Below are 21,756 nucleotides of genomic sequence, written 5' to 3'. Positions count from 1 at the left end.
GCGCGGAACGGCCCTACCGCGCCGCCGTGAACGCGCCCGCGGCGGCCGCGAGGGCGGCGGTCCTGGCCGCCTGCCCGGGCAGCCCCGGATCGGGAACGGCACGGAGGAACACCAGTTGGTGGTACATCGGCGCGGTGGCGGCGACGAGCAGCGCCCGCGCGTCGGTCCCGGCGGGAAGCTCCCCCCGCCGGACGGCACGGTCCACGACCTCCTCGCAGAGCGTGTAGCGCTTGCCCCAGAAGCGCTTCAGGGCCTGGGCCGCCTCGTCGGAGCGGAAGGACGCGGCGATCAGGGCCAGGGTGATCGGCGGTTCGGCGGTCAGGGCCGCCTGGACCTCGTCGTTCAGGGCGGCCAGATCACCTTCCAGCGAGCCCGTGTCCCGTGGGCCCCAGGTGTCGTCGCCCGCGGCGTCGAGGACGTCCGCCAGCAGTCCGCCGACGTCCCGCCAGCGCCGGTAGACCGTCGTGCGGTGGACACCCGCGCGGGCGGCGACGGCGTCCACGGTGAGCTCGTCGTAACCGTGCTCCATGAGCTGCGCGACGACCGCGTCGTGCACCTGGGCGCGGGTGCGCGCGGTACGGCCTCCCGGGCGGCGGGCCGGTGCCGCCGGGCGGGGCGCGTTCTCGGTCATGCCCGGAATCCGTTTGCTCGCACGAGGACGATCATGACACCATCTTAATGCAACAGAAGTCGCACTAGTAAAGGCACCCTCATGCTCTTCCGAAGCCCTCGCCCGGCCCCCCGGTCCCCCGGCCCCTGGCGGCCGCCTCGTCCTCGACGCGGTGACCTGCTCACTCCCCGCCGGTGAGCGCACCGGGATCATCGGCGAGAACGGATCCGGCAAGAGCACCCTGCTGCGCCTGCGCGGCGGTCACGACGCCGACGCCCGCCTGGAACGGGCCCTGCACGGCCTCGGCGGATGGCGCGGCGCCCACCTCGGCCTGCGCACCCCGGCGCCGTCCGCCGCCCGGACCTGACGACCGTCACGGGCGGCGCCACGTACCCAAGTGGTCCACGTACCCAAGTGGTCGACGTACCCGCGTAGTTCACCCACCCACGCGTTCACACCCCCACGTCAACGAGTCAACGAGAAGAGGTCTGTGATGCCCCGACCCACCACCCCGATCGACCTGATACCCGTCTCCGACAGCGAGGCGGGCCCCTACGCCATCACGGCGGGCCCCGACGGCGCGATGTGGTTCACCATGATCCACAGCGGCCGGATCGGCCGCCTGACCACGTCGGGAGTCCTGGACCACCACGCGCTCGACTCGGCGGCCTGCGGGCCGTCGGTCATCACGCCGGGCCCCGACGGCGCCCTGTGGTTCACCCGGAGCCAGGACCACCGGATCGGCCGCATCGCCGTCACGGGAGAGGCCACCTCCTTCCCCGTCCCCACCCCGGGCAGCGGCCCGTTCGGGATCGCGGCCGCCTCCGACGGGGCGCTGTGGTTCACGCAGATGCACGCCGACCGCATCGGCCGCATCACGGTGGACGGACAGGTGACGGAGTTCCCCCTGCCGGTCACCGGCGCCTTCCCGTCCGCCCTCACCACCGGCCCCGACGACGCACTGTGGTTCACCCTCAACCAGGCGAACGCGGTCGGCCGCGTCGGCCTCGACGGACACCTCACCCTCCATCCGCTTCCCACCGAGGGCGCCGCGCCGGTCGGCATCACGCTGGGCCCGGACGGCGCGCTGTGGTTCGTCGAGATCGGCGCGGGCCAGATCGGCCGCATCACGGTGGACGGCCGCGTCGACGAGTTCCCCCTCCCGGACCGCACCGCCCGACCTCACGCGATCACCGCGCAACCGGGGGCGGAGCTCTGCTGGTTCACCGAATGGGGAACGGGTCGCGTCGGCTCCGTCACCGCCGACGGACACATCGAGGTGTACGACCTCCCGGCCGCGTCCTCGGAACCCCACGGCCTGGCCTTCGGCCCCGACGGCGCCCTCTACGTCGCCATGGAGACCGGAGAGCTGGCCCACCTCACACCGTGACCGCCCCGGCCCCGGCCCCGGCACCGCGGGACGGTCAGTGGAGAAGCTGCGCCACCACACGCTCGAAGCGGCGCAGGGGCTCCGCCGAGGACGTGGCCTTCGCCTTCGCCGCACCACCCTCGAAAGCGTCCACGACGAGCTCGGCCAGGTCGGTGGAGGCGATCGGGGTCGTCAGCTCGCCGGCCTCCTTCGCCTCCTCGATCACGGTCGACAGGTTCGCCACCCAGCCGTCCAGGTACGCGCCGACGGCGGCGGCGACGGGAGGGCTGTGGGCGGGGACCTCCCCCGCGAAGTTGCCCATCAGGCAGCCGCGTTCGGCGAACACGGCGAGGCCGAGGGCGACGATGTGCGCCAGGTGGTTCTCGATCCGCTCGCGAGGGCTGCCGACGGTCGGGCCTTCCAGTGACGCGAGCCCGATCTGCCCGACGTACACGCGCAGCGCTTCGAGCGCCAGCGCCTCCTTGCTGGCGAAGTGGTTGTAGAAGGTCCCCTTGGGAGAACCGGCCGCGCTCATCAGGTCCTGCACACTCGTGCCGTTGTAGCCCCTGAGATGGAACTGGTCCAGGGCGGCGTCGAGGATGCGCTGCCGGGTGTCGAGCGACGCGGCGTTCTTCGTACGGGACAAGGTGATTCCTTTCTCAGCCGACCAGTCGTCTCATCATTCTGCCCAATCAGCCGAGCGCGCGTCCAGGCGACGGTTGACGATAACGAGACGACTGGTCATACTTTAGCTCACGGCCTCGGGTCCTGCCACCCGATGCGCCCTCACGCCCCCCTGCCTCGACCCGGTAGGAGACACCCACATGAGAGACACCCCCATGAATCGACGTGCGTTCCTCGGTGCGAGCACCCTCGCGGTGGCCACCGCGTCGCTGGCCGCCGTCCCCCTCGCGGGGACCGCCCGGGCGGCACCGGCCGGGCCCGCGCCCGGCCGTCCCGCGCCCGCCACCCGCCCGCTCACCCGGCGCGGGACGGCCGAGCTGCTCGAACGGATCCAGCGGGCGCACGGCGGCCGGCGCTGGCGTGACGCGCGCGTCGTCACGGCCGACGTCACCTACGGCGGACCGTTCTGGGCGCTCAAGGGCGTCCCCGATGTAGTCGGCACCGACCGGGTCGTCGCGGACGTCCACCGCCAGCACATCCGCCTGACCCGGCCCTCGGGCCACGTCATCGAGTTCGACAAGCGGGCCGACCTCGTGACCGTGACCGACCCGCACGGCGCCGTCCAGCGCCTCAAGCACCCCCGGGCCAGCTTCGACGGCTTCACCGCGACCAGTCCGTGGACCACCGCACAGGCCGGCTACTTCCGGGCGTACGCCACCTGGCTCTACCTGATCGAGGCGTACGTGTTCACGTACCCCGGCGTCGAGATCACCGAGATCGAGCCGTGGAACGAGAACGGCGAGACCTGGCGGGTCCTCAGGGTCACCTTCCCCCGGACCGTCGACGCCCACAGCACCACCCAGCTGTACTACTTCGACGCCCAGGGCTTCATGGTCCGGCAGGACTACGAACCCGAGGTCAGCGGGTCGCTGCCCATCGCCCACTACCAGCCGGGGCGCACCGACCGCCACGGCGCGGTGATCACCACCGACCACGAGGTCTACAGCCGCAACCCGGACCGCACACCGAACCGTTCGCTGCTCCGGATCAGCGTGGGCGTCAGCGACATCAGCCTCCACTGACCACTGACCGCGACGCCCCCAGCCACTCGAACCCACAGGAGAAGGATCATGAAACGACGTACCGTGCTCGGTACGACCGCTCTCGCGGTCGCCGCGGCCTCACTGGCCACCACCCAACTCACCGGATCCGCCTCGGCCGCCCACGCAGGACCGGCGGTGGCGGCTCACGCCGCACCCGCGGTGACGACCCGTCACACTCCCCAGCCGGCCGGGCAGTTCAAGGTGGTCGCCCGCTTCGACGGTGCGATGCCCACCGGCGTCACCGTCTCCAGCCACGGCCGTACCTTCGTCTCCTTCCCGCGCCTGGGCGACAAGGTCCCGTTCACCGTCGCCGAGATCCGCGACGGGAAGGCCGTCCCGTATCCCGACGCCGAGGTGAACCGGCAGGACCCCGCCGACCTGGCCGGGCACTTCCAGTCGGCGCAGAGCGTCGTGGTCGACGCCAAGGACCGGCTGTGGGTGCTCGACACCGGGAGCCCGCAGTTCGCCGGGTCCTCCTACGGCGGCCCCAAGCTGGTGGCGATCGACCTGCACACCAACAAGATCGTCCGGAAGATCCTCTTCCCGACCTCCGTGGTGCCCGGGGACAGCTACATCAACGACGTCCGGTTCGACCTGCGCCGCGGCGCCGACGGCTTGGCGTTCATCACCGACGCGGGCGGCAAGAACGGCATCATCACGGTCGACCTCGCCACCGGTCACTCCTGGCGGCGGCTCGCCGGGGACCCCTCGACGATCCCGGACAAGAACTTCGTGTCCATCCTCGACGGCAAGCCCCTGCCCAACGAGTTCGGCTCCGACGGCATCGCGCTCAGCCCCGACGGCAAGCGCCTCTACTACTCGCCCCTGTCCAGCCGCCGACTGGCCAGCGTCTCCCTCGACGCCCTCGCGAACCCCCGCGCCACCGACGCCCAGGTCGCGGCGACGGTCAGGAACCTGGGCTCCAAGCCGCAGGCCGACGGCCTCGAGAGCGACACCAAGGGCCGGCTCTACGGCGGCGACGAGGAGCACAACTCCATCTGGCGCAGGAACATGGACGGCACCTACCGGACCATCGCCAAGAACGACCGGCTCCACTGGGTCGACACCCTGTCGGTCGCGTCCGACGGCCATCTGTACGCCATAGCCAACCAGTTCGACCGGCAGGCGCTCTTCCACAACGGCAAGGACCTCCGCCAGAAGCCCTACCTCCTGGTCCGCCTGTCCATCGACGCGGGGCCCGTCACGCTCCGATGACCGATCCCGGTCCCGATCCCGACCGTGAGCGCCGCGATCGTCCGGAACACTGCCGCGGCGGGCAACCGAGGTTGCCCGCCGCGGCACAGTGCGTGGGCGCACCCCTCCCCGCGTCCGCGGCCGCGCCGTCACCGACGCCGAGCTGACCGTCCTCCTCGAAGGCAGTTGGCGCGAGCGGCGGACCGCGGCGTGGTTCGCCGCCGTCTCGCGCCGCGACCACTTCCGTACCCGCCTCGGAGCGCTGCTGCTGGAGAGCGAGGTGTGCTGTGCGGGCGGGGCCTACTGTGTGGCGCTGGCGAGTTTCGGCACCGCGGCGGACGCCGATCTGCTCGCCGCGTACCTGGATCGCTACCTGCGTCGGCCCGACCTCGCGTACGACCAGCCCACGGCCATGGGCGCGCTCGCGTACACCGATTCCGCCCTGCACGGCGACCGGGCCGCCCACTTCCTCCAGGAGGGCGGCCTGTGGCAGCGGTGGTTCCGCGAGGCGCCCCACATGCGGGGCGATGGCGGCATCTCCTCCTACCAGGGCGGCATCCGCCTCGCCTGCGCCGTCGTCGACGAATGCGCCGGCATCTGAGTTCCGGCGCAGGGGCAGGTCGACGACGGCGATCCGTCCTTGTTCAGGCGGCCGCGTTCAGCTGGCCGCGTCCAGGCCGCCGCCAGGATCGCCTTCGCGATCTCGTCGGGGTGCGGGAGCAGGCCCTCTGGGTGCCGGGTACGGAGGTGGGGATGAGGCCGAGGCGGGCCGCGAAGACGAGGCCGGGGTGCGGGAGCGCGCGGTCCTGGTCGCCGAGGAGGTAGCGCAGGGGGAGGCCGAGGGTCGTGACGTCGGGGGCGTGGTCCTGCATGAAGACCTGCTCGACGAACTGGAGCGCGGGCGATATCGACCGGGTCGGTGAGGACTCGATCATGGTACGGAGCAGGGCGGCGGCCTCGGGCGGGTTGTCGTTCACCAGGGACCGGCCCGGGACCGGGACCTGGGCGCTGTAGTAGACGAGGCCGGCGAGCCGCCCGGCCAGCCGGCCCGCGGCGCCGTTCACCGGATAGCCGCCCCAACTGTGGGCGACCAGCACCACGTCGGTCAGGTCCTCACGTGGCGCGCTCTTTCAGCTCGGCTCGGTGGTGCGGTCGGTGGAGAGATCGGTGGTGAGGTCGACCAGCGTGGTGAGGTCCTGGACGCTGTACGTGATCGTGGCCTTGAAGCCGGCGTCGACGCTGATCGGCGCGAGCGCGGACGTCTCGTTCCCGGGCGCGTCCGGCAGGCTGAACTCGGCGCTCCCGGCCCAGGCGTTGACGACCTGGAGGTCGTGGAGGTCGGCCCGTACCAACTCGTCCACGGCGGGTTCCTGGTGGCGCCCCGCCGCGAGCCTGGGGAAGTAGCGGCGGTTCACGAGGGGCCGCCCCACCAGCGCCGCCGGGTCCGCGACCGGCGCCGCGAGCGTCACGCGCCCCTCGGCGATACGGACACCGTGGGTCGAGGCGGCGGCCGCGAAGGTGCCGCCCGGGCCGAGTGGAGGGGCCGCGGGGGTCGCGACCGGGAACGAGCGGGTCTGGTGGATCGTCCCCATCTTCTTGGGGAACCCCTGGACCCACCCGCGGGCGAGGGACGCGTCGTTGTCGACGTAGATGTACGGGCACCAACTCACCGGCGTCCCCTGCCACGTGGCGTCGACGAGGAGCAGGAACTCCCGGTACTGACTCACGGGATCCAGGTACGTCTGGTCCTCGGAGGAGAACTGCCAGTCCATGAACAACGCCGTGGCCCCGCCCGGACTGTCCGGATCGACGGCCAGCCCGGGCGGCAGCGTGGCCGCCGCGGCGTCCGGGTCGGCCCGGAAGCGGATCCCGAGCGCGTCACCGGCGTAGTGCCAGGGTGGCGCGGACACCAGACCCGACTTCCCCGACGGACTCAGCGGAGGAAAGTACCCCTGGAGCATGACGGAAGCCCTGTCCTTACGTAACGCACGTACTCACTGGTCACTCGTGACTCGCGACCCGTGACCCGTGACTCGTACGGGAGTCAGTTGATCCCGCTTCCCAGTGAACCGACGGCGAGGGCCGGCGCGGGGGCCGAACCTGGCCCGCCGCTTCCTGGGATTCGGAGAGCCACCCGGGGCGTTGCCGCGTTCCGCGGGGCGGCGTAGCCTCCGCCCCGCAGGACCGGGAGGATGCTCAGCCGATGGGGTTGACCGCGAGCAGGATCTTGCCGACTCCCCGGTTCAGGTGCTCCAGCGCGGCGCCGATCTCGTCCAGCGAGTAGACGCCCGCCACCGGAACGCTCAGCTTCCCTGCCGCGATGAGCGGGGCCGCCTCGCGGATCGCGGGCGCCGTCTTGGTGGCGTAGTCCCACCCGCCGGCGAAGAAGCCGCGTACCGTCAGCTGCTTCCCGGTCAGGTCGAAGTACGGCACCGACAGCGGCGATCCGGACTCGGCCGAGTACGCGATCAGCGCGCCGCCACCGGTCAGCAGGGCCGTCAGGTTCTCCGTGGACCGGCCTCCGAGAGCGTCGATCGCGACCCGCACGGGCGCGTCACCGATGAACTCGCGGGCCACGGCGACCGATTCGGGCCGGTCGGGCAGCACCAGATCGGCACCGGCCGCGGTCAGCTCCGCGTACGTGGCCTCGTTGCGGGCGAAGTTGACCGTCCGCAGCCCGCGCGCGTGCGCCAGGGCGATCATCGAACGCCCCACCCCCGAGTTCGCGGCGTCCTGCACCACGAACGAGCCGGGCGGCACCTCCACGAACTCGTCCAGCGCGAGCACCGCGGTGGGCGGGTTGCTGCCGATCATCGCCAGCTGCTGCGCGTTCGCGTCCGGCAGCGGGAACATGCCCTCCGCCGGGACCACCAGCTGCTCGCGCCACGTACCGCTCATGAGCGGCAGCGCGACCCGGTCGCCGGCGGATACCTCCCCCACGCCGTCGCCGACGGCGGCGACGATGCCCGTGCCCTCGTTGCCGGGGACCCACGGCGGGGGCGGTACCGGCAGGTAACCACCGATCGCGAGCAGATCGTGCCTGTTCAGCGGGGCGTACTCGACATGGACCAGAACCTCGCCGGCCGCGGGCGGACCCGGCGGCTCGAGGTCGACCACACGAAGAACCTCCCGCGCGTCGCCACGGGCGACAGCCTGTACAGCTTTCATGACGTACTCCTGGTGTTTCGTCGGAAGGACGGCCAGGGGGGTGGCCCCCTCGGGGGTGTTCGCCCCGCCTCAGCCGATCCGGATGTCCGAGTAGTCCATGGTGATGAAGGGGTCGGGAAGCAGGCCCGGCCCCTCGGGGTTCGGAATGAACACGCGCCGCCGGGTGGGCAGGACGATCCCCGCGACCTCCTGATGCCCGTCGATCATGTGGATCCCGGGAATGCCACCGGTCACCACAGGCGCGTAGTCCATACGACGCTGGAGACCGTCCTCGTCGTAGTAGAAGGTCTGCTCGCTGTTGTGGACCGTGATGTCGTCGGGGAACGTGACGGCGAGGCGCCGCCACCCGTCGCTCAGGCCGGGCTGCGGGTCCAACACGGGCCGCTCCGGGGGCAGTTCCTTGACCTGTACGCCGGGCAGGGTCAGCAGACGCGGCGCGGTGAGGTAGTTCCAGGTGGCGTAGCCGACGAAGTACAGGGCCTGGAGCGTGTCCCAGGCAACGTCGGTGACCGCCCCTTGGAACGAGCCACGCGGGTCGAGCAGTTCGCGCTCCGTGTCCCCGTTCTCGTCCAGCAGGGAGACGCGCTCCGGGGTGTACACACCGCGCAGCCCGGCCTGGTGGTAGTCGCGGAAGACAGTGCGCTGCCGTCCGAGGTCGACCGTCACGTCGTGCTCACCGAGCACGTCCGGCGCCCGGACCATCGACCACATGGGGCCGCCGATCCGCAGCACCGCCGACACCGTACCGACCTTGCTCCAGCGGTCACGGCCGCCGGACGCCTCGAGTACGGATTCCAGTAGAGATGCCATGGCTGTCCTTCCTCCTTCTTCGCTTGTCACTTCTCACTTCTCGCTTCGGGTCGCTCGCTCACCGGGCCGGATATGGCTACGCCGGGGCGCCGACCTGCGGGTAGAGGGCTTCGATGCCGAGGGAGAGGCCGTCCTTGATCTGCTGGGTGAAGCCGTCGGCGATGATCTCCAGCCGACCCTTCTCGACGCCCTCCAGAGCGATCCTGGCGATGTCGGCCGGATCGGCGGCCCCCTCGATGCCCTTGCCCGCGATCATGTCGGTGTCCATGCGGCCCATGTGCAGGGCGGACACCTGCGTCCCCTGCCCGGCCAGCTCGACGCGCAGGGCGTTGGTGAAGGACCACTGGGCGGCCTTGGCCGCGCCGTACCCCGCCTCGGTCGGGAGCGAGGCCCAGGACAGGACCGACAGGACGTTGAGAATCGCGCCGCCCCCGTTGCGGCCCAGGACGGGCGCGAAGGCCCGCGTCACGTCAAGAGTCCCCAGCGCGTTGGTCTCGAACTCCCGCCGGACGTCGTCGAGTTCGCCGCCCAGGATGGTGGTGAACCGGTGAATGCCCGCGTTGTTGACCAGCAGCGTGACGTCCTGCGCCTGTTCGGCGGCGGCGACGACGGAGGCGTGGTCGGTGACGTCGAGCCGGATCGGTACGGCGCCCTCGGCGACGGTGCGGGGGTCGCGGGCCGCCGCGTACACCTTGCTCGCACCCGCCTCCAGGAGGGCACGGACGAGCTGAGCGCCGAGGCCGCGATTACCACCGGTCACGAAGGCGACCGAGCCGTTGATGTTCATGATCCTCAACCTCTTCCCACTTGACGGATGAATCGGTACGAGATCAGAAACCACGTGGTTTCTGAGGCCTCACTCCCACCGTAAACCCATGGGTTTCCCCTGTCCACCCCGCGAGGTACCCTCGGGTTTATGAGCATCGACAAGGCCGCGCCCGAAGCGGCACCCGAGACCGGCGCCGGGGAACCGACCGTGGAGGACTCGCAGCGGGAACGGCTCCTGACCGCCGCGGTCGAGCTCTTCTACAGCCACGGCGTCGACGTACCCGCGAGCGCGCTCGTCAAGAAGGCCGGGATCTCCAAGAAGTCGATGTACCAGCTCTACGAGAGCAAGGACGCCCTGTTCGTGGCCGCACTGGAGCGCCGCATCCTCGCCGACTCGGCCTACCTGCTCCCGCCACCGGGCTTCAGCACGAGCCCCCGCGCCCGCCTGCTCCACGTCTTCCACCAGCTGGAGGCCTACGCGCGAACACCCGACTACATGGGCTGCGCCTACCTGGCACCCCAGGTGGAACTGAAGGACCCCACCCACCCCACGAGCATCGCGGCGGCCCGCATCAAGCGCGAACACCTGGAGGGCTTCTTCCACACCGAGGCGGTACGCGGCAACGCGACCGACCCCGACTTCCTCACCCGCCAGCTCATCACCCTCTACGACGGAGCCAGCACCCGAGCCGGCATCGGCGCCGACAACCTCCAAGGCCTCGCCGTCACCACAGCCGAGACCCTCATCCAGGCAGCGGGAGTGACCACCTGACCGTCTGCGGTACCGCGTCTCACGCTCCGACTGCGGGACCAGCGTCCTGACCTTGGTGCGGGCCCTTCGGGCACCAGCGGCATCGGGTCCCCAACCGCTCCGCGCGAATCCGCTGGCACCAAAAGCCTTCGAACGACAAAACTGCGCTGGTGAACTCCCTGCCGCCGTTGCCCGGCCCGCTCCCCTCGCCGGTACCGGACCCGCGTGTCCGCGACGTCGTTCTCGACTACGCGGGCATGGACGCCTTGGTGGTCGACCTGGTTCTGCCCGGCCACGCGTCGATCTACGTCATGAGCGCGATGGAAACGTCCCGCGAGCTCATCCGGCACTCCTACTACCGCTACGAGTTCGCCACCGTTGCGGTCACGCATTCCCTGCTCGCCCTGGAGCACGTCCTCGCCGAGCGCCTGGCTGTGAGCGAACCGGTCCAGGCCCTCATCGAGCGGGCCGCCGACGCGGGGCTCGTCCCGGCCGGACTCGCCGCCGAACTCGACCGCGCTCGACTGCTGCGCGACAACCTCACGCAGGGCACCGCGACAAGCGCCGCCCTCGGCCCGGCCAGGGCCGTCACCATCCTGCGTGCCGTCTTCGACGCGGTTGCCCTGCTCCTTCCCTCACCCTCCGCGGCAGAGGTGCCCTCCGCCGACATGAACGGAGCGCGGCCCGAAGGCCGACTCGCCCTGCTGTGGGAGGAACACCGGCGCGCCCCGTACCCGGACAGCTTCCGCGGCGTTGACGTCGCGGGCGTGGACCTGACCCTCCTGGACTCCGACGTCGCCGGCCTCGTCCGAAGAGAGCTGAGCGGTGGGCTCGACGACAGTGGCGTCGCGATCCTCTGGGCCTGCATCGCCGACCTCGACAGAGTCGTGGCCTCGATCAACTCGGAGTACTGCGGCTCCTACTTCGCGAGACTTCGAACGATGGCCAGGCTCGCGACCGCCCACCACCTCCCCACCGCGACCTGATACGCGCAGCCCGCTCCGAACAGCAAAAGCCCCAGGTCATGGCGAGATGTCCTGGGGCTTCCACAGAGCCTCCTGTCGGATTCGAACCGACGACCTACGCATTACAAGTGCGTTGCTCTGGCCAGCTGAGCTAAGGAGGCCTTCGTGCACGTCAAGGCGTGCGCGGGCGGGGCTCACTCTACACAGCGGGGGTGCGGGGGAGCCACAGGTTTGGGTGGCGGGAGGGGGTGCGGGAGGGGGCGTGCGGGGGGTGCGGGAGGGGGCCTTGTGGGGGGCTTCGGGGAGGGGGCCGGAAAATTGGTGTCTGCATCTACTGACAGATCCGTGGGCGCGGGGTAGCGTCACCTCAAGTTCACCCAGGTGGACTAGACCCATCCTCCGCCTCCCGGCGGGGGACCCAATCCTTTACTCGGATCGTCCGGCACGTTCCTGCCGGTGAGGGGACACATCACCATGGCAACCGTCTCATTCGACAAGGCCACCCGCGTATACCCCGGCTCCACCAAGCCCGCCGTCGACCAGCTGGAGCTGGATGTCGCGGACGGCGAGTTCCTCGTGCTCGTCGGGCCCTCCGGCTGTGGCAAGTCGACCTCCCTGCGCATGCTCGCGGGTCTCGAGGACGTCAACGGCGGTGCGATCCGCATCGGCGACCGTGACGTCACGCACCTGCCCCCGAAGGACCGGGACATCGCCATGGTGTTCCAGAACTACGCGCTCTACCCGCACATGACCGTCGCCGACAACATGGGCTTCGCGCTCAAGATCGCCGGCGTGAACAAGGCGGAGATCCGCAAGAAGGTCGAGGAGGCCGCGAAGATCCTCGACCTCAGCGAGTACCTGGACCGCAAGCCGAAGGCCCTCTCCGGTGGTCAGCGCCAGCGTGTCGCGATGGGCCGCGCCATCGTCCGTGAGCCGCAGGTCTTCCTCATGGACGAGCCGCTGTCGAACCTCGACGCCAAGCTCCGCGTCTCCACCCGTACGCAGATCGCCTCGCTCCAGCGCCGCCTGGGCATCACCACGGTGTACGTCACCCACGACCAGGTCGAGGCCATGACCATGGGCGACCGCGTCGCGGTCCTCAAGGACGGGCTGCTCCAGCAGGTCGACTCGCCGCGCAACATGTACGACCGCCCGGCCAACCTCTTCGTCGCCGGCTTCATCGGCTCCCCCGCCATGAACCTCGTCGAGGTGCCCATCACCGACGGTGGTGTGAAGTTCGGCAACAGCGTCGTCCCCGTCTCCCGTGAGGCCCTCTCGGCCGCCTCGGAGAAGGGCGACAAGACCGTCACGGTCGGCGTCCGCCCCGAGCACTTCGACCTCGCCGCCGAGGTCGAGGGCGCCAAGACCCTCTCCAAGGACGCGCCGGCCGGCCTCGCCGTGACCGTCAACGTCGTCGAGGAGCTCGGCGCCGACGGCTTCGTCTACGGCACCGCCGAGGTCGGCGGCGAGACCAAGGACCTGGTCGTCCGCGTCAACGGCCGCGCCGTCCCCGACAAGGGCACCAAGCTCCACGTCGTCCCCCGCCCCGACGAGCTGCACGTCTTCTCGTCCTCCACGGGCGAGCGGCTCAGCAACTGAGAACCGGGCAGAACGAGCAGAACGAGCAGAACCAACAGAACGAAGAGAGCTGACGCGCCCACCTCGCGTGGCGGCACTAATTCGTCCGCACGGCCCCGCACTCCGGTGCGGGGCCGTCCGCGTTCCCGTACAAATACCCCGGCACACAGGTCATTTCGGACAGGGCGCGTCAACCTCCGATTCGAAAGGACCGGTCGAACCGTCCCCCGAGTGAGTGACTAAATGTCGCCAAATCATTACTGGCCGCTACGCTCGCCTGCGTGACCCACTCTGCCCGCCGTATCGGCCGAACTCTCGCTCTCGTACTGCCCGTCGTCCTGGTGCTCTCCGGGACCCTCGCGGTCGCCCGTGTTCCGTGGGCGACCAGCAACTCCGAGTCGCAGGTCCTGACCGCCGCCTCGGACACCGCGTCCGTGCGGGCCAAGTCCCGCGCCCCCCAGGACGTACTCCGCGACAAGCTCCTGGTGGAACTCCAGGAGAAGGACCCGGGGATCGCCCTGACCCACCTCCAGCGCCAGGTCGAGGAGCGCCCGTCGCTCGCGAAGCACTGCATCTCGATCGCGCGGGCCCTCGGCCGAGCCGCCGTGGCGCACTACGGTCCCACCCGGGCGCAGTCCTTCTCGCGTCCCGTCTGTGACACGTCCTTCGCGTACGGGGTGTCCCAGCAGACCGCGGGGAGCTGACCGCCGCCTCCCTGACCGCCCCGCATATCGTTCACGGCATGCATACGTATCCGACGCAGGCCGTGGTCCTGGCGGGCGGCCAGGGGTCGCGGCTTCGCCCGTACACCGACGACCGTCCCAAGCCGATGGTCGAGATCCCCGGCACGGGGACCCCGATCATCGGCCATCAGCTCGCCTGGCTGGCCGCGGAGGGGGTGACCGACGCCGTCGTGTCGTGCGGGCACCTCGCCGAGGTGCTCCAGGACTGGCTGGCCTCGGCGGACCTGCCGCTGCGCGTCACGACCGTGGTCGAGCCCGAACCTCTCGGACGCGGCGGCGGCCTCAAGTACGCCGCCGCGCGGCTGCCCGAGCCCGGACAGCCCTGGTACGCCACCAATGGCGACATCTGGACACGTTTCTCGCTGCGTGACATGGCCGCGTTCCACGCGGAGCGGGACGCCACGGCCACCCTCGCCCTGGCCCGGCCCCGGATCCCCTGGGGCGCCGTCGAGACCGACGAGTTCGGGCACGTCCTCGACTTCATCGAGTCGCCCCCGTCGCCGTACCTGATCAACGCCGGCGTGTACGTGTTCTCCCCCGACTTCGTCGCCACCCTGCCCGACCGCGGGGACCACGAACGCACGACCTTCCCGCGCCTGGCCCGCGAACGCATACTGGCCGGCTATCCGCTGCCGAACGGCGCGTACTGGCGCGCGATCGACACCGCGAAGGACCTCACGGAGGCGGCGAAGGAGTTGGCCGCGGGGGCGGGGGCCGGTTCCGTCGCGGGGGCTGGTTCTGTCGCCGGGGCGGGAGCGGGGTCCGGCGCGAGCGCCGATGCCGGTACGGGTACGGGGAGCGGCAGCAGCAGCGGTACGGGCGCCCCGTAGCGTTACGCGGCCCTCAGCGCCCTGGTGACGGCGTGGGCTGCCCTTGGGCGGCCCGGAGGCCCGGAGAGACCCCTTGCGGCCCCCCGGAGCGCCCAGGCCCCTCCCGTGCGACCAGAGGGGCGACCACCGCCCTTCCCGTACGCCCCGAGGCACCCCCCTGCGACCCGCCACACCCCCACACCCCCGCGCCCACCCGGCCCACCCCGCTCGCCCGCCCCGCACACCAAGAGACGGCCCGCCCCGGAACTCCGCCGCCGTGAAGCCGCGTTGTCCCGGACCGGACCGTCTCTCGTACGTCTCCCCGCGCGTCCCCGCGAGTCCCGCGTCCCCGCGTCCCCGCGCGTCCCCGCGAGTCCGCGCCTCTCAGCCCAGCAGCCCGCCGATCGGGTTCCGCGCCCCCGTGCCGCCGCCCGAGGACGAGCCGCCCGTCGTCGACGAGCCGCCGTCCGAGCCGCCCGTACCGCCGCCACCGCTGCCGTCGCCCGTGCCGCCGCTCGACGACGGGCCCTGGCTGGTCGGGGCGGGCGGCGGCGCCTGGTCGGACGTGCGCGGCGGCGCGTTGCCCGTGCCCTGGGTCTGGCTCGGGCGCTGCTGCCCGCTGCTCTGCCCGCTCCCCGCGCTCGCCGTCTCCCGCGCCGGCGTGCGCGCCGGTGCGGACTCCTGGGCCGCCGGGGCGCTGGAGCGGGTCGCGGACGGTTCCTTCGGCTTCCCCGGCGTACGGCGGTCGCCCGACGGCGTCCCCGACGCGCTCGCGCGGCCGCTGGACTCGCGCGGCAGCGGGACGCCGGGCAGCTGGTTCACCGGGTCGTCGTTCGGGCCGGGCACGGTGACCATGTCCGAGGACCGTACGGCCCCGCCGAGGACCGAACCCACCAGCAGCGTCAGGCCGATCACCACGGACGCGAGGACCGCGCCGCGCCGCAGCACCCGGCGCCGCAGGTCCCAGATCCCCGAGCGCGGGCCGAGCTTGCGCCAGGCCTCGCCCGCGAGGCGGCCGTCCACCGAGTAGACCGGCGCGCCCGCGATGATCAGCGGCGACCAGGCGGCGAGGTAGATGATGTCGGGCGCGTCGTACGCCGGTACGGTCCGCCAGCTGACGGTCAGCAGCAGCGCCGCCGAGAGCACCGCCCCGAAGGACGCCGCGACCCGCTGCCACAGACCGAGGACGGTCAGGACGCCGACGACGATCTGGAGGAACGCGATGCTGAGGCCCGCGCCCACCGGGTGCGAGAGCGCGAAGTCCCTGAGCGGCTCCGCGAGGGCCCACGGGTGCAGCGAGTGCAGCCACTTGACCATCGAGCCGCGCTCGCCGCCGTCGAAGTAGACGGGGTCGCACAGCTTGCCCATGCCGGCGTAGATCGAGATGAAGCCGAGGAAGACGCGGAGCGGGAGCAGCACCACGCCGAGGTTCATCCGGCGGCCGGGGTAGTACGCGTGCCGGACGGTGTCGGCGCCGTGGCGCTGGACCCGGGGGCGGTCGTCGTCCGGGTCGAGGTCGTCGTACACCTCCTGCTCGGACGGCGCGTCGTAGGCGCCGACCGCCTGCCGCATCGGCGGCAGGAGCGGTCCGGGGCGGCGGCCGCCGCCCCCGCCGACCACGGGCGTGAGCGCCGTGGCGTCGTCGTCCAGGTCGACGCGGGGGATGACCTGCGTGGCGCCGGTGTCGTACCCCTCGTACCCCCCTTCGGACGCGGAGTCGTAGGTGCCGCCCGCGCGCACGGCCGCGGAGGTCCTGGCCGCGGTGGAGTTCCGTACGGCCTGGAGGAGTCCGGTCGCCCCGGGGTCACCGGGCTCGGACCTGCCGCTCCACACGACGGGCGCACGGCGGCGCGCGCCGCCGGCCGCGGGCGCGCCGCTCATGGCGGGGATGCGCGCGGTGTCCGTGACGGCACGGACGGGGGCGGTGCGCTGGGGCGATGCGAGCTTCACCCGGAAGCTGGCGTGGTTCACGATGACCTGCGCGGGATCGGAATCCACCTTGAGCATGCTCAGCGGGGGCTGATCGTCGAACCCGGGCCGGGGCGTTCTGGTGTCCACACTCATCTAACCGAGTGACTTGTGTTTAGGACACTGCCTTGACGCGCGGGAAATGTCCGAGACCCGTCAAGATCATCAAGCGGGGGCGGTACGGGGCGGACCGGTGGCCCGTACGCGGCGCGCAAGTCCGCCGATTCGTACCGGTGGAGGACGATTCGCGACCGTGGGCCCGTTCGGGCAGAGTTGAGGTCTTCTTCCGAGAGGCACACATGAGTACCCCCAAGGCGAGCGCCGTTGTCCCCGTCAAGGTCAGTGTGGTCGTCCCGGTCTACGACCCGGGCGTCCACATCGAGGAGCTGATCGCCTCGTTACTGCGACAGACCATGGCGGCCGGTGAGTTCGAGGTGATCTTCGTCGACGACGGTTCGACGGACGGCACCGGCGAGCGGCTCGACGCGCTGGCCGCCGCGCACGAGCACGTCAGCGTCGTCCACATCCCCAACTCGGGCTGGCCCTCGCGGCCCCGCAACATCGGGATCGAACGGGCGCGCGGGGAGTACGTGCAGTTCGCCGACAACGACGACTGGTTCGGGGACGAGGCGCTCCAGCGGCTGTACGCGTACGCCAAGGAGAACGACGCGGACGTCGTCATCGGCAAGATGGCCGGGCGGGGGCGCGGGGTGCCGAAGGAGCTGTTCCGGCGCAACCACCCGCGGGCGACGCTCGCGAACGCCCCGCTGATCGACAGCCTCACCCCGCACAAGATGTTCCGCAGGTCGTTCCTGATGGACCAGGGGCTGCGCTTCCCGGAGGGCAAGCGGCGCCTGGAGGACCACGTCTTCGTGACGGCCTCGTACTTCCTCGCCGAGCGGATCTCGGTCCTCTCCGACTACGTCTGCTACTTCCACGTGGCCCGGCCCGACGCCTCGAACGCGGGCTTCCGGGCCTTCGACCCGGCCGGGTACTTCGGCAACCTGCGCGAGGCGCTCGACATCGTGGACGCGCACACGGAGCCGGGCGCGCTGCGGGACCGGCTGCACCGGCGCTGGCTGCGGGTGGAGATGGTCGGGCGCCTGACCGCGCCGCGCTACCTCGACGCGCCGGCCGCGTGGCGCGAGGCGTTCTTCGCGGAGGTACGGTCCGCGCTGGTCGAGCGCTTCGCGCCGGGGGTGGCGGCGGGGCTGCCCGCGCCGCAGCGGGCGGTGGTGGCGCTGGTCGAGCAGGACCGGCCGGACGCCGTACGGGAGCTGGCGCGCTGGGAGTCGGCGGTACGGGTGAAGGCGTCGGCGCGCGTGACCGGGGAGCTGGAGATCACGGCGACCGGTGAACTGTGCGGGGCGGAGGGGCCGTTGTCGTTCCTGCACGCCGACGGGCGGGACTCGCTGCGGCCCACGGTGACCGGGTTGTCGCCGGAGACGCTGGACGTGACCGCGCGCATGAAGTCGGCGCGGATGGACCTGCTGGTACGGCGCCGGGGCGGCGGGGGCGAGGAGTTCGTCCTGCCGGCGACGACCACGACGGAGCGGGTGCCGCTGGGGGACGCGGACGCGCCGGGGGCGTTCCGCACGATCCACCGCACGGTGGCGACGCTGGCGCCGGACACGATCAACGCGGGGCGGAATGCTGGGCGTTGGGAGGTGAAGGCTCGGGTGGTGAGTTGTGGGTGGACCCGGGAGACGGAGTTGCCGCTGGCGCTGACGATCGCGGACGGTTCGCCGCCGGTGCTGCGTGAACGCACGGGGGCCCCGCTCCTCATCCGCGTCAAGCGCCGAGTACGCCGCGCACTCCGCTCGCGTTAACCCCACGCTGGCGCCGCTAACTACTTGTCCTCAATCGCCGGACAGGCTTGATCTGCGCCCCTGCCCGGCGCGCGGGCGCGGCTCACCGATCGTCCTCAATCGCCGGACGGGCTTGATTTGCCCGCTGCGGGCGGATGGCCATCCTCGGGCCGGTTGCCGGGAGCGGACCCGAACAACCGGGCCCACCCGGCGACCACCCAAGCCCGTCCGGCGTTTGAGGACGTCTTTGACCCGCACGGTCGTCGGGGCCGAGCCACAATCAGCCCGTCCGGCGATTGAGGACATCCTTGAGCCGCGCCCGCGCGACGCAGGGGGGTCAGCGGGAGGCGCGGCGGCGGGAGGCTTCGTACAGGACTACGCCTGCCGCGACCCCCGCGTTCAGCGACTCGGCCCCCCCGGGCATCGGGATACGGACCCGGAAGTCGCACGTCTCGCCCACCAGGCGCGAGAGGCCCTTGCCTTCGCTACCGACCACGATGACCACCGGCCCCGCCAGCTCCGCCAGCTCCCCCACCTCCGCCTCGCCGTCCGCGGCCAACCCCACGATGGTGAGGCCCGCCTTGCGGTACGCCTCCAGCGTGCGCGTCAGGTTCGTGCACCGCGCCACCGGCGTACGCGCCGCCGCCCCCGCCGAGGACTTCCACGCCCCCGCGGTCATCCCGGCGGCCCGCCGCTCGGGGACGACCACCCCGTGCCCGCCGAACGCGGAGACCGACCGGACGACCGCGCCCAGGTTCCGCGGGTCGGTCACGCCGTCCAGCGCCACGATCAGCGGGTCCTCGTGGTCGTCGAAGGCGGCCACCGCGAGGTCCTCGGGGTGGGCGTACTCGTACGGCGGGACCTGGAGCACCATGCCCTGGTGGTTCAGGCCGTTCGTCATCCGGTCCAGCTCGGGCTTGGGCGCCTCCATCAGGTGGATGCCGCCGCGGTCCGCCGCGAGCTGGAGCGCCTCGCGGACGCGCTCGTCGTTGTCGATGAACTGCTGGACGTACAGCATCGAGGCCGGCACCCCGTCGCGCAGCGCCTCGAAGACCGGGTTGCGGCCGACGACCATCTCGCTCGTGCCCTTGCCGCCCCTGCGGGCGACCTGGCGGCGGGCGGTCAGCTTGGCCTTGGCGTTGGCGGTCCGGTTCTGGACGTGCCCCTTGCGCGCGGACGCGGGCGGCGTCGGTCCCTTGCCTTCCAGGCTGCGGCGTCGCTTGCCACCGCTGCCGACCTGCGCGCCCTTCTTGTTGGACGTGCGGCGGTTCCTGCGCTGGCTGTTCCCGGCCATGACCTACCTGTTTCGTTGCTTTCAGAAGTGCTCTGCGTCGTGCTGGGCGTGGTGCTTCGGACGGCGTACGCGGCGTACGCGGCATTCATATGTGTAACAGGGTACGTAAGTGTGCCGCCCGGTCGTCCCGGGCGGCACACCCATGACCCTCGTGGGGACGGGGTTCAGCGTGGCCCCAGGGTCCAGCGCGGGCCGGACGGGCCGTCCTCGATGGCGAGACCGCTCTGCTGGAGCTGGTCCCTGATCGCGTCGGCCGTGCCCCAGTCCTTGCGGCCCCGGGCCGCCTCGCGCTGGTCGAGGACCAGTCGTACGAGGGTGTCGACGACGCCGTGGAGGTCCTCGCCGCGGTCGGTCTCGCCGCCGGCCCAGTGCGGGTCGAGCGGGTCGAGGCCGAGGACGCCGAGCATGGCCCGTACCTCCGCGAGCCGGGCGACCGCCGCTTCCTTGTCGTCGGCGGCGAGGGCCGAGTTGCCCTGCCGGACCGTCGTGTGGACGATCGCGAGGGCCTGCGGGACCCCCAGGTCGTCGTCCATGGCCTCGGCGAAGGCCGGCGGCACCTCGGCGGCCGGTTCCACGGCCCCCGCCTTCTCGACCACGCGCTGCACGAAGCCCTCGATCCGCGCGAAGGCGGACTCGGCCTCGCGCAGGGCCTCCTCGCTGTACTCGATCATCGAGCGGTAGTGCGGGGTCCCGAGGTAGTAGCGCAGGACGATCGGGCGCCAGTGCTTGACCATCTCGGACACGAGCACCGAGTTGCCGAGCGACTTCGACATCTTCTCGCCGCTCATGGTGACCCAGGCGTTGTGCACCCAGTACCGGGCGAACTCGTCGCCGTACCCCTTGGCCTGCGCGATCTCGTTCTCGTGGTGCGGGAAGATCAGGTCGAGCCCGCCGCCGTGGATGTCGAAGGCCGGGCCCAGGTACTTGTGGGCCATCGCCGAGCACTCCAGGTGCCAGCCGGGCCGGCCGCGCCCCCAGGGCGTCTCCCAGCTCGGCTCGCCGTCCTTGGCGGCCTTCCACATGGCGAAGTCCCGCTGGTCGCGCTTGCCGGTCTCGCCCTCGCCGGAGGGCTGGCGCAGGTCGTCCAGGTCCTGGTTGGAGAGCTGGAGGTAGCCGGGGAAGGAGCGGACGTCGAAGTAGACGTTGCCGTCCGACTCGTACGCGTGGCCGCGCGCGATCAGGCCGCGCATCATCTCGATCATCTCGGGGATGTGGCCGGTCGCGCGCGGTTCGTACGTGGGGGGCAGGCAGCCGAGAGCGTCGTAGCCGCTGTTGAAGGCGCGCTCGTTCGCGTACCCGATGGCCCACCACGGCCGGCCCTGGTCGGCCGACTTCGCGATGATCTTGTCGTCGATGTCCGTGACGTTCCTGACGAAGGTCACGTCGTAGCCGCGGTAGTCGAACCAGCGGCGCATGATGTCGAAGTTCAGCCCCGACCTGATGTGCCCGATGTGCGGCGCGGCCTGCACGGTGGCGCCACACAGGTAGATCGAGACGCAGCCCGGCGTGAGCGGGGTGAAGTCACGGATCTGCCGGGTGCCGGTGTCGTACAGCCGAATAGTCACGCGACAAGGGTAGTGCGCCTGGGGTAGTGCCCCGCGACCCTTTGGGCCGCGGGGTCACCGAAGCGTGACAATCGGCGTGGCGATCAGATGCCTCCGACGACCTTGCGGGGCGTGATCCGGACGACCACACGCGGGGCGTCGAGGTGGGCGTTCGGGTTCTGCTCGTTGTACGGCTTGCCCGTGTACTTCACCGACAGGTCGTCGATCAGCTCCTGGCCGCCCTCCTCGCTGAGGGTCGCGGTCCCGCGGATCTCCGCGTAGCTGTACGGCGCGTCGGCGGGGTTCACCAGGACGGTGACGCGCGGGTCGCGGCGGAGGTTCTGCTCCTTGCGGCGGCCGAGCGTGGTCGATATGAGGACGTCGTCGCCGTCACGCTTCACCCAGACCGGGGACACCTGGGGGCTGCCGTCGGGCTGGATGGTGGCGATGCTGACGAAGACGTTTCCGTCGAGGACCTTCTTGAGCGCGTCCGAGAGTGTCGCTGACATGCGGGGGTCTCCTGTGTGAGTGCGTTGCGGGTCGTACGGGAGGTGCGGGGTGCCGCGGGTTCCGGTGGAACATGTTGCCGCTGACGGGCGGGGCATGTCGACGGTCCCTCAACCCCGGGGAACCCGGGGGTATTTCGGACC

21 protein-coding genes, 1 tRNA gene and 1 pseudogene are annotated in these 21,756 nt (G+C 71.4%); 11 read left to right on the top strand and 12 right to left on the bottom strand.

Annotation, left to right across the window (positions count from 1 at the left end; genetic code table 11):
• Positions 1-13: 13 nt before the first annotated feature.
• The gene (locus HA039_RS19185; protein WP_167031338.1) at positions 14-631 is read right to left on the bottom strand and encodes a TetR/AcrR family transcriptional regulator; all 618 of its coding nucleotides are present in this window, start codon (positions 629-631) and stop codon (positions 14-16) included.
• A gap of 151 nt (positions 632-782) precedes the next feature.
• Here HA039_RS19185 and HA039_RS34630 point away from each other — a divergent pair, with 151 nt between their 5' ends.
• On the top strand, positions 783-977 hold the full coding sequence (locus HA039_RS34630) for an ATP-binding cassette domain-containing protein (protein WP_425086363.1): 195 nt from the start codon (positions 783-785) through the stop codon (positions 975-977).
• Between the two features lie 126 nt (positions 978-1,103).
• Positions 1,104-2,000 (top strand): Vgb family protein, encoded by an 897-nt coding sequence (locus HA039_RS19175; protein ID WP_167031335.1) that lies wholly within the window; start codon positions 1,104-1,106, stop codon positions 1,998-2,000.
• Between the two features lie 34 nt (positions 2,001-2,034).
• Here HA039_RS19175 and HA039_RS19170 read toward each other — a convergent pair whose 3' ends face one another.
• Positions 2,035-2,625, bottom strand: a complete 591-nt coding sequence (locus tag HA039_RS19170; RefSeq protein WP_167031332.1) for a TetR/AcrR family transcriptional regulator — start codon at positions 2,623-2,625, stop codon at positions 2,035-2,037.
• Between the two features lie 193 nt (positions 2,626-2,818).
• On the opposite strand from HA039_RS19170, the gene HA039_RS19165 reads away from it, so the two are divergent.
• The 3 genes from HA039_RS19165 to HA039_RS19155 all read left to right on the top strand — a co-directional run bounded on the left by HA039_RS19165 (position 2,819) and on the right by HA039_RS19155 (position 5,501).
• The gene (locus HA039_RS19165; RefSeq protein ID WP_167031329.1) at positions 2,819-3,685 is read left to right on the top strand and encodes a hypothetical protein; all 867 of its coding nucleotides are present in this window, start codon (positions 2,819-2,821) and stop codon (positions 3,683-3,685) included.
• 48 nt (positions 3,686-3,733) lie between these two features.
• On the top strand, positions 3,734-4,921 hold the full coding sequence (locus HA039_RS19160; RefSeq protein WP_167031326.1) for an L-dopachrome tautomerase-related protein: 1,188 nt from the start codon (positions 3,734-3,736) through the stop codon (positions 4,919-4,921).
• 88 nt (positions 4,922-5,009) lie between these two features.
• Positions 5,010-5,501 carry a DUF6000 family protein gene (locus tag HA039_RS19155; RefSeq protein ID WP_243869568.1) on the top strand — a complete coding sequence of 164 codons (492 nt, stop codon included), beginning with the start codon at positions 5,010-5,012 and terminating at the stop codon, positions 5,499-5,501.
• 43 nt (positions 5,502-5,544) lie between these two features.
• Here the strand turns inward: HA039_RS19155 and HA039_RS19150 are convergent, their stop codons facing one another.
• The 5 genes from HA039_RS19150 to HA039_RS19130 all read right to left on the bottom strand — a co-directional run bounded on the left by HA039_RS19150 (position 5,545) and on the right by HA039_RS19130 (position 9,665).
• On the bottom strand, positions 5,545-6,000 hold the full coding sequence (locus HA039_RS19150) for an alpha/beta fold hydrolase (protein WP_167031323.1): 456 nt from the start codon (positions 5,998-6,000) through the stop codon (positions 5,545-5,547).
• Between the two features lie 30 nt (positions 6,001-6,030).
• Entirely contained in the window at positions 6,031-6,861 is an 831-nt protein-coding gene (locus tag HA039_RS19145; RefSeq protein WP_167031320.1) for an acetoacetate decarboxylase family protein, read from the bottom strand.
• 235 nt (positions 6,862-7,096) lie between these two features.
• On the bottom strand, positions 7,097-8,068 hold the full coding sequence (locus tag HA039_RS19140) for a zinc-dependent alcohol dehydrogenase family protein (protein WP_167022929.1): 972 nt from the start codon (positions 8,066-8,068) through the stop codon (positions 7,097-7,099).
• A 69-nt stretch (positions 8,069-8,137) separates the two neighbouring features.
• Positions 8,138-8,878 carry a hypothetical protein gene (locus HA039_RS19135; protein WP_167031316.1) on the bottom strand — a complete coding sequence of 247 codons (741 nt, stop codon included), beginning with the start codon at positions 8,876-8,878 and terminating at the stop codon, positions 8,138-8,140.
• Between the two features lie 76 nt (positions 8,879-8,954).
• Complete coding sequence (locus tag HA039_RS19130; protein ID WP_167031313.1) at positions 8,955-9,665, bottom strand: SDR family oxidoreductase; 711 nt, start codon at positions 9,663-9,665, stop codon at positions 8,955-8,957.
• A 129-nt stretch (positions 9,666-9,794) separates the two neighbouring features.
• Between HA039_RS19130 and HA039_RS19125 the strand changes: the two genes are divergently transcribed.
• Positions 9,795-10,418 carry a TetR/AcrR family transcriptional regulator gene (locus HA039_RS19125; RefSeq protein ID WP_167031310.1) on the top strand — a complete coding sequence of 208 codons (624 nt, stop codon included), beginning with the start codon at positions 9,795-9,797 and terminating at the stop codon, positions 10,416-10,418.
• Between the two features lie 149 nt (positions 10,419-10,567).
• Positions 10,568-11,383 (top strand): hypothetical protein, encoded by an 816-nt coding sequence (locus tag HA039_RS19120; protein ID WP_243869567.1) that lies wholly within the window; start codon positions 10,568-10,570, stop codon positions 11,381-11,383.
• Between the two features lie 66 nt (positions 11,384-11,449).
• Here the strand turns inward: HA039_RS19120 and HA039_RS19115 are convergent.
• Positions 11,450-11,523, bottom strand: a tRNA-Thr gene (locus HA039_RS19115).
• 313 nt (positions 11,524-11,836) lie between these two features.
• Here HA039_RS19115 and HA039_RS19110 point away from each other — a divergent pair.
• From HA039_RS19110 to HA039_RS19100, 3 genes and pseudogenes are all read left to right on the top strand, one after another.
• Complete coding sequence (locus tag HA039_RS19110; RefSeq protein WP_167031308.1) at positions 11,837-12,961, top strand: ABC transporter ATP-binding protein; 1,125 nt, start codon at positions 11,837-11,839, stop codon at positions 12,959-12,961.
• Positions 12,962-13,221: 260 nt separating this feature from the next.
• A complete protein-coding gene (locus HA039_RS19105) occupies positions 13,222-13,644 on the top strand; it encodes a hypothetical protein (RefSeq protein WP_167031305.1) in 423 nt (140 codons plus the stop codon).
• A gap of 38 nt (positions 13,645-13,682) precedes the next feature.
• Positions 13,683-14,396: pseudogene (locus HA039_RS19100) on the top strand (nucleotidyltransferase family protein); the annotation flags it as partial.
• Positions 14,397-14,876: 480 nt separating this feature from the next.
• Here the strand turns inward: HA039_RS19100 and HA039_RS19095 are convergent.
• Complete coding sequence (locus HA039_RS19095) at positions 14,877-16,556, bottom strand: DoxX family protein (RefSeq protein ID WP_243869565.1); 1,680 nt, start codon at positions 16,554-16,556, stop codon at positions 14,877-14,879.
• A 203-nt stretch (positions 16,557-16,759) separates the two neighbouring features.
• On the opposite strand from HA039_RS19095, the gene HA039_RS19090 reads away from it, so the two are divergent.
• Positions 16,760-18,289 carry a glycosyltransferase family 2 protein gene (locus HA039_RS19090; RefSeq protein WP_167031302.1) on the top strand — a complete coding sequence of 510 codons (1,530 nt, stop codon included), beginning with the start codon at positions 16,760-16,762 and terminating at the stop codon, positions 18,287-18,289.
• Between the two features lie 316 nt (positions 18,290-18,605).
• Here HA039_RS19090 and rlmB read toward each other — a convergent pair whose 3' ends face one another.
• The 3 genes from rlmB to HA039_RS19075 all read right to left on the bottom strand — a co-directional run bounded on the left by rlmB (position 18,606) and on the right by HA039_RS19075 (position 21,615).
• Positions 18,606-19,562 (bottom strand): 23S rRNA (guanosine(2251)-2'-O)-methyltransferase RlmB, encoded by a 957-nt coding sequence (rlmB, locus tag HA039_RS19085; RefSeq protein ID WP_167031299.1) that lies wholly within the window; start codon positions 19,560-19,562, stop codon positions 18,606-18,608.
• Between the two features lie 164 nt (positions 19,563-19,726).
• Positions 19,727-21,127, bottom strand: a complete 1,401-nt coding sequence (cysS, locus tag HA039_RS19080; protein WP_167031296.1) for a cysteine--tRNA ligase — start codon at positions 21,125-21,127, stop codon at positions 19,727-19,729.
• Between the two features lie 83 nt (positions 21,128-21,210).
• Positions 21,211-21,615, bottom strand: a complete 405-nt coding sequence (locus HA039_RS19075; protein ID WP_167031293.1) for a PPOX class F420-dependent oxidoreductase — start codon at positions 21,613-21,615, stop codon at positions 21,211-21,213.
• Between the last annotated feature and the right edge of the window lie 141 nt (positions 21,616-21,756).

It is taken from the genome of Streptomyces liangshanensis (assembly GCF_011694815.1).
GTDB lineage: Bacteria > Actinomycetota > Actinomycetes > Streptomycetales > Streptomycetaceae > Streptomyces > Streptomyces liangshanensis.
Note: the sequence above shows the minus strand (reverse complement) of the source record. Positions and strands in the feature narration are given on the sequence as shown.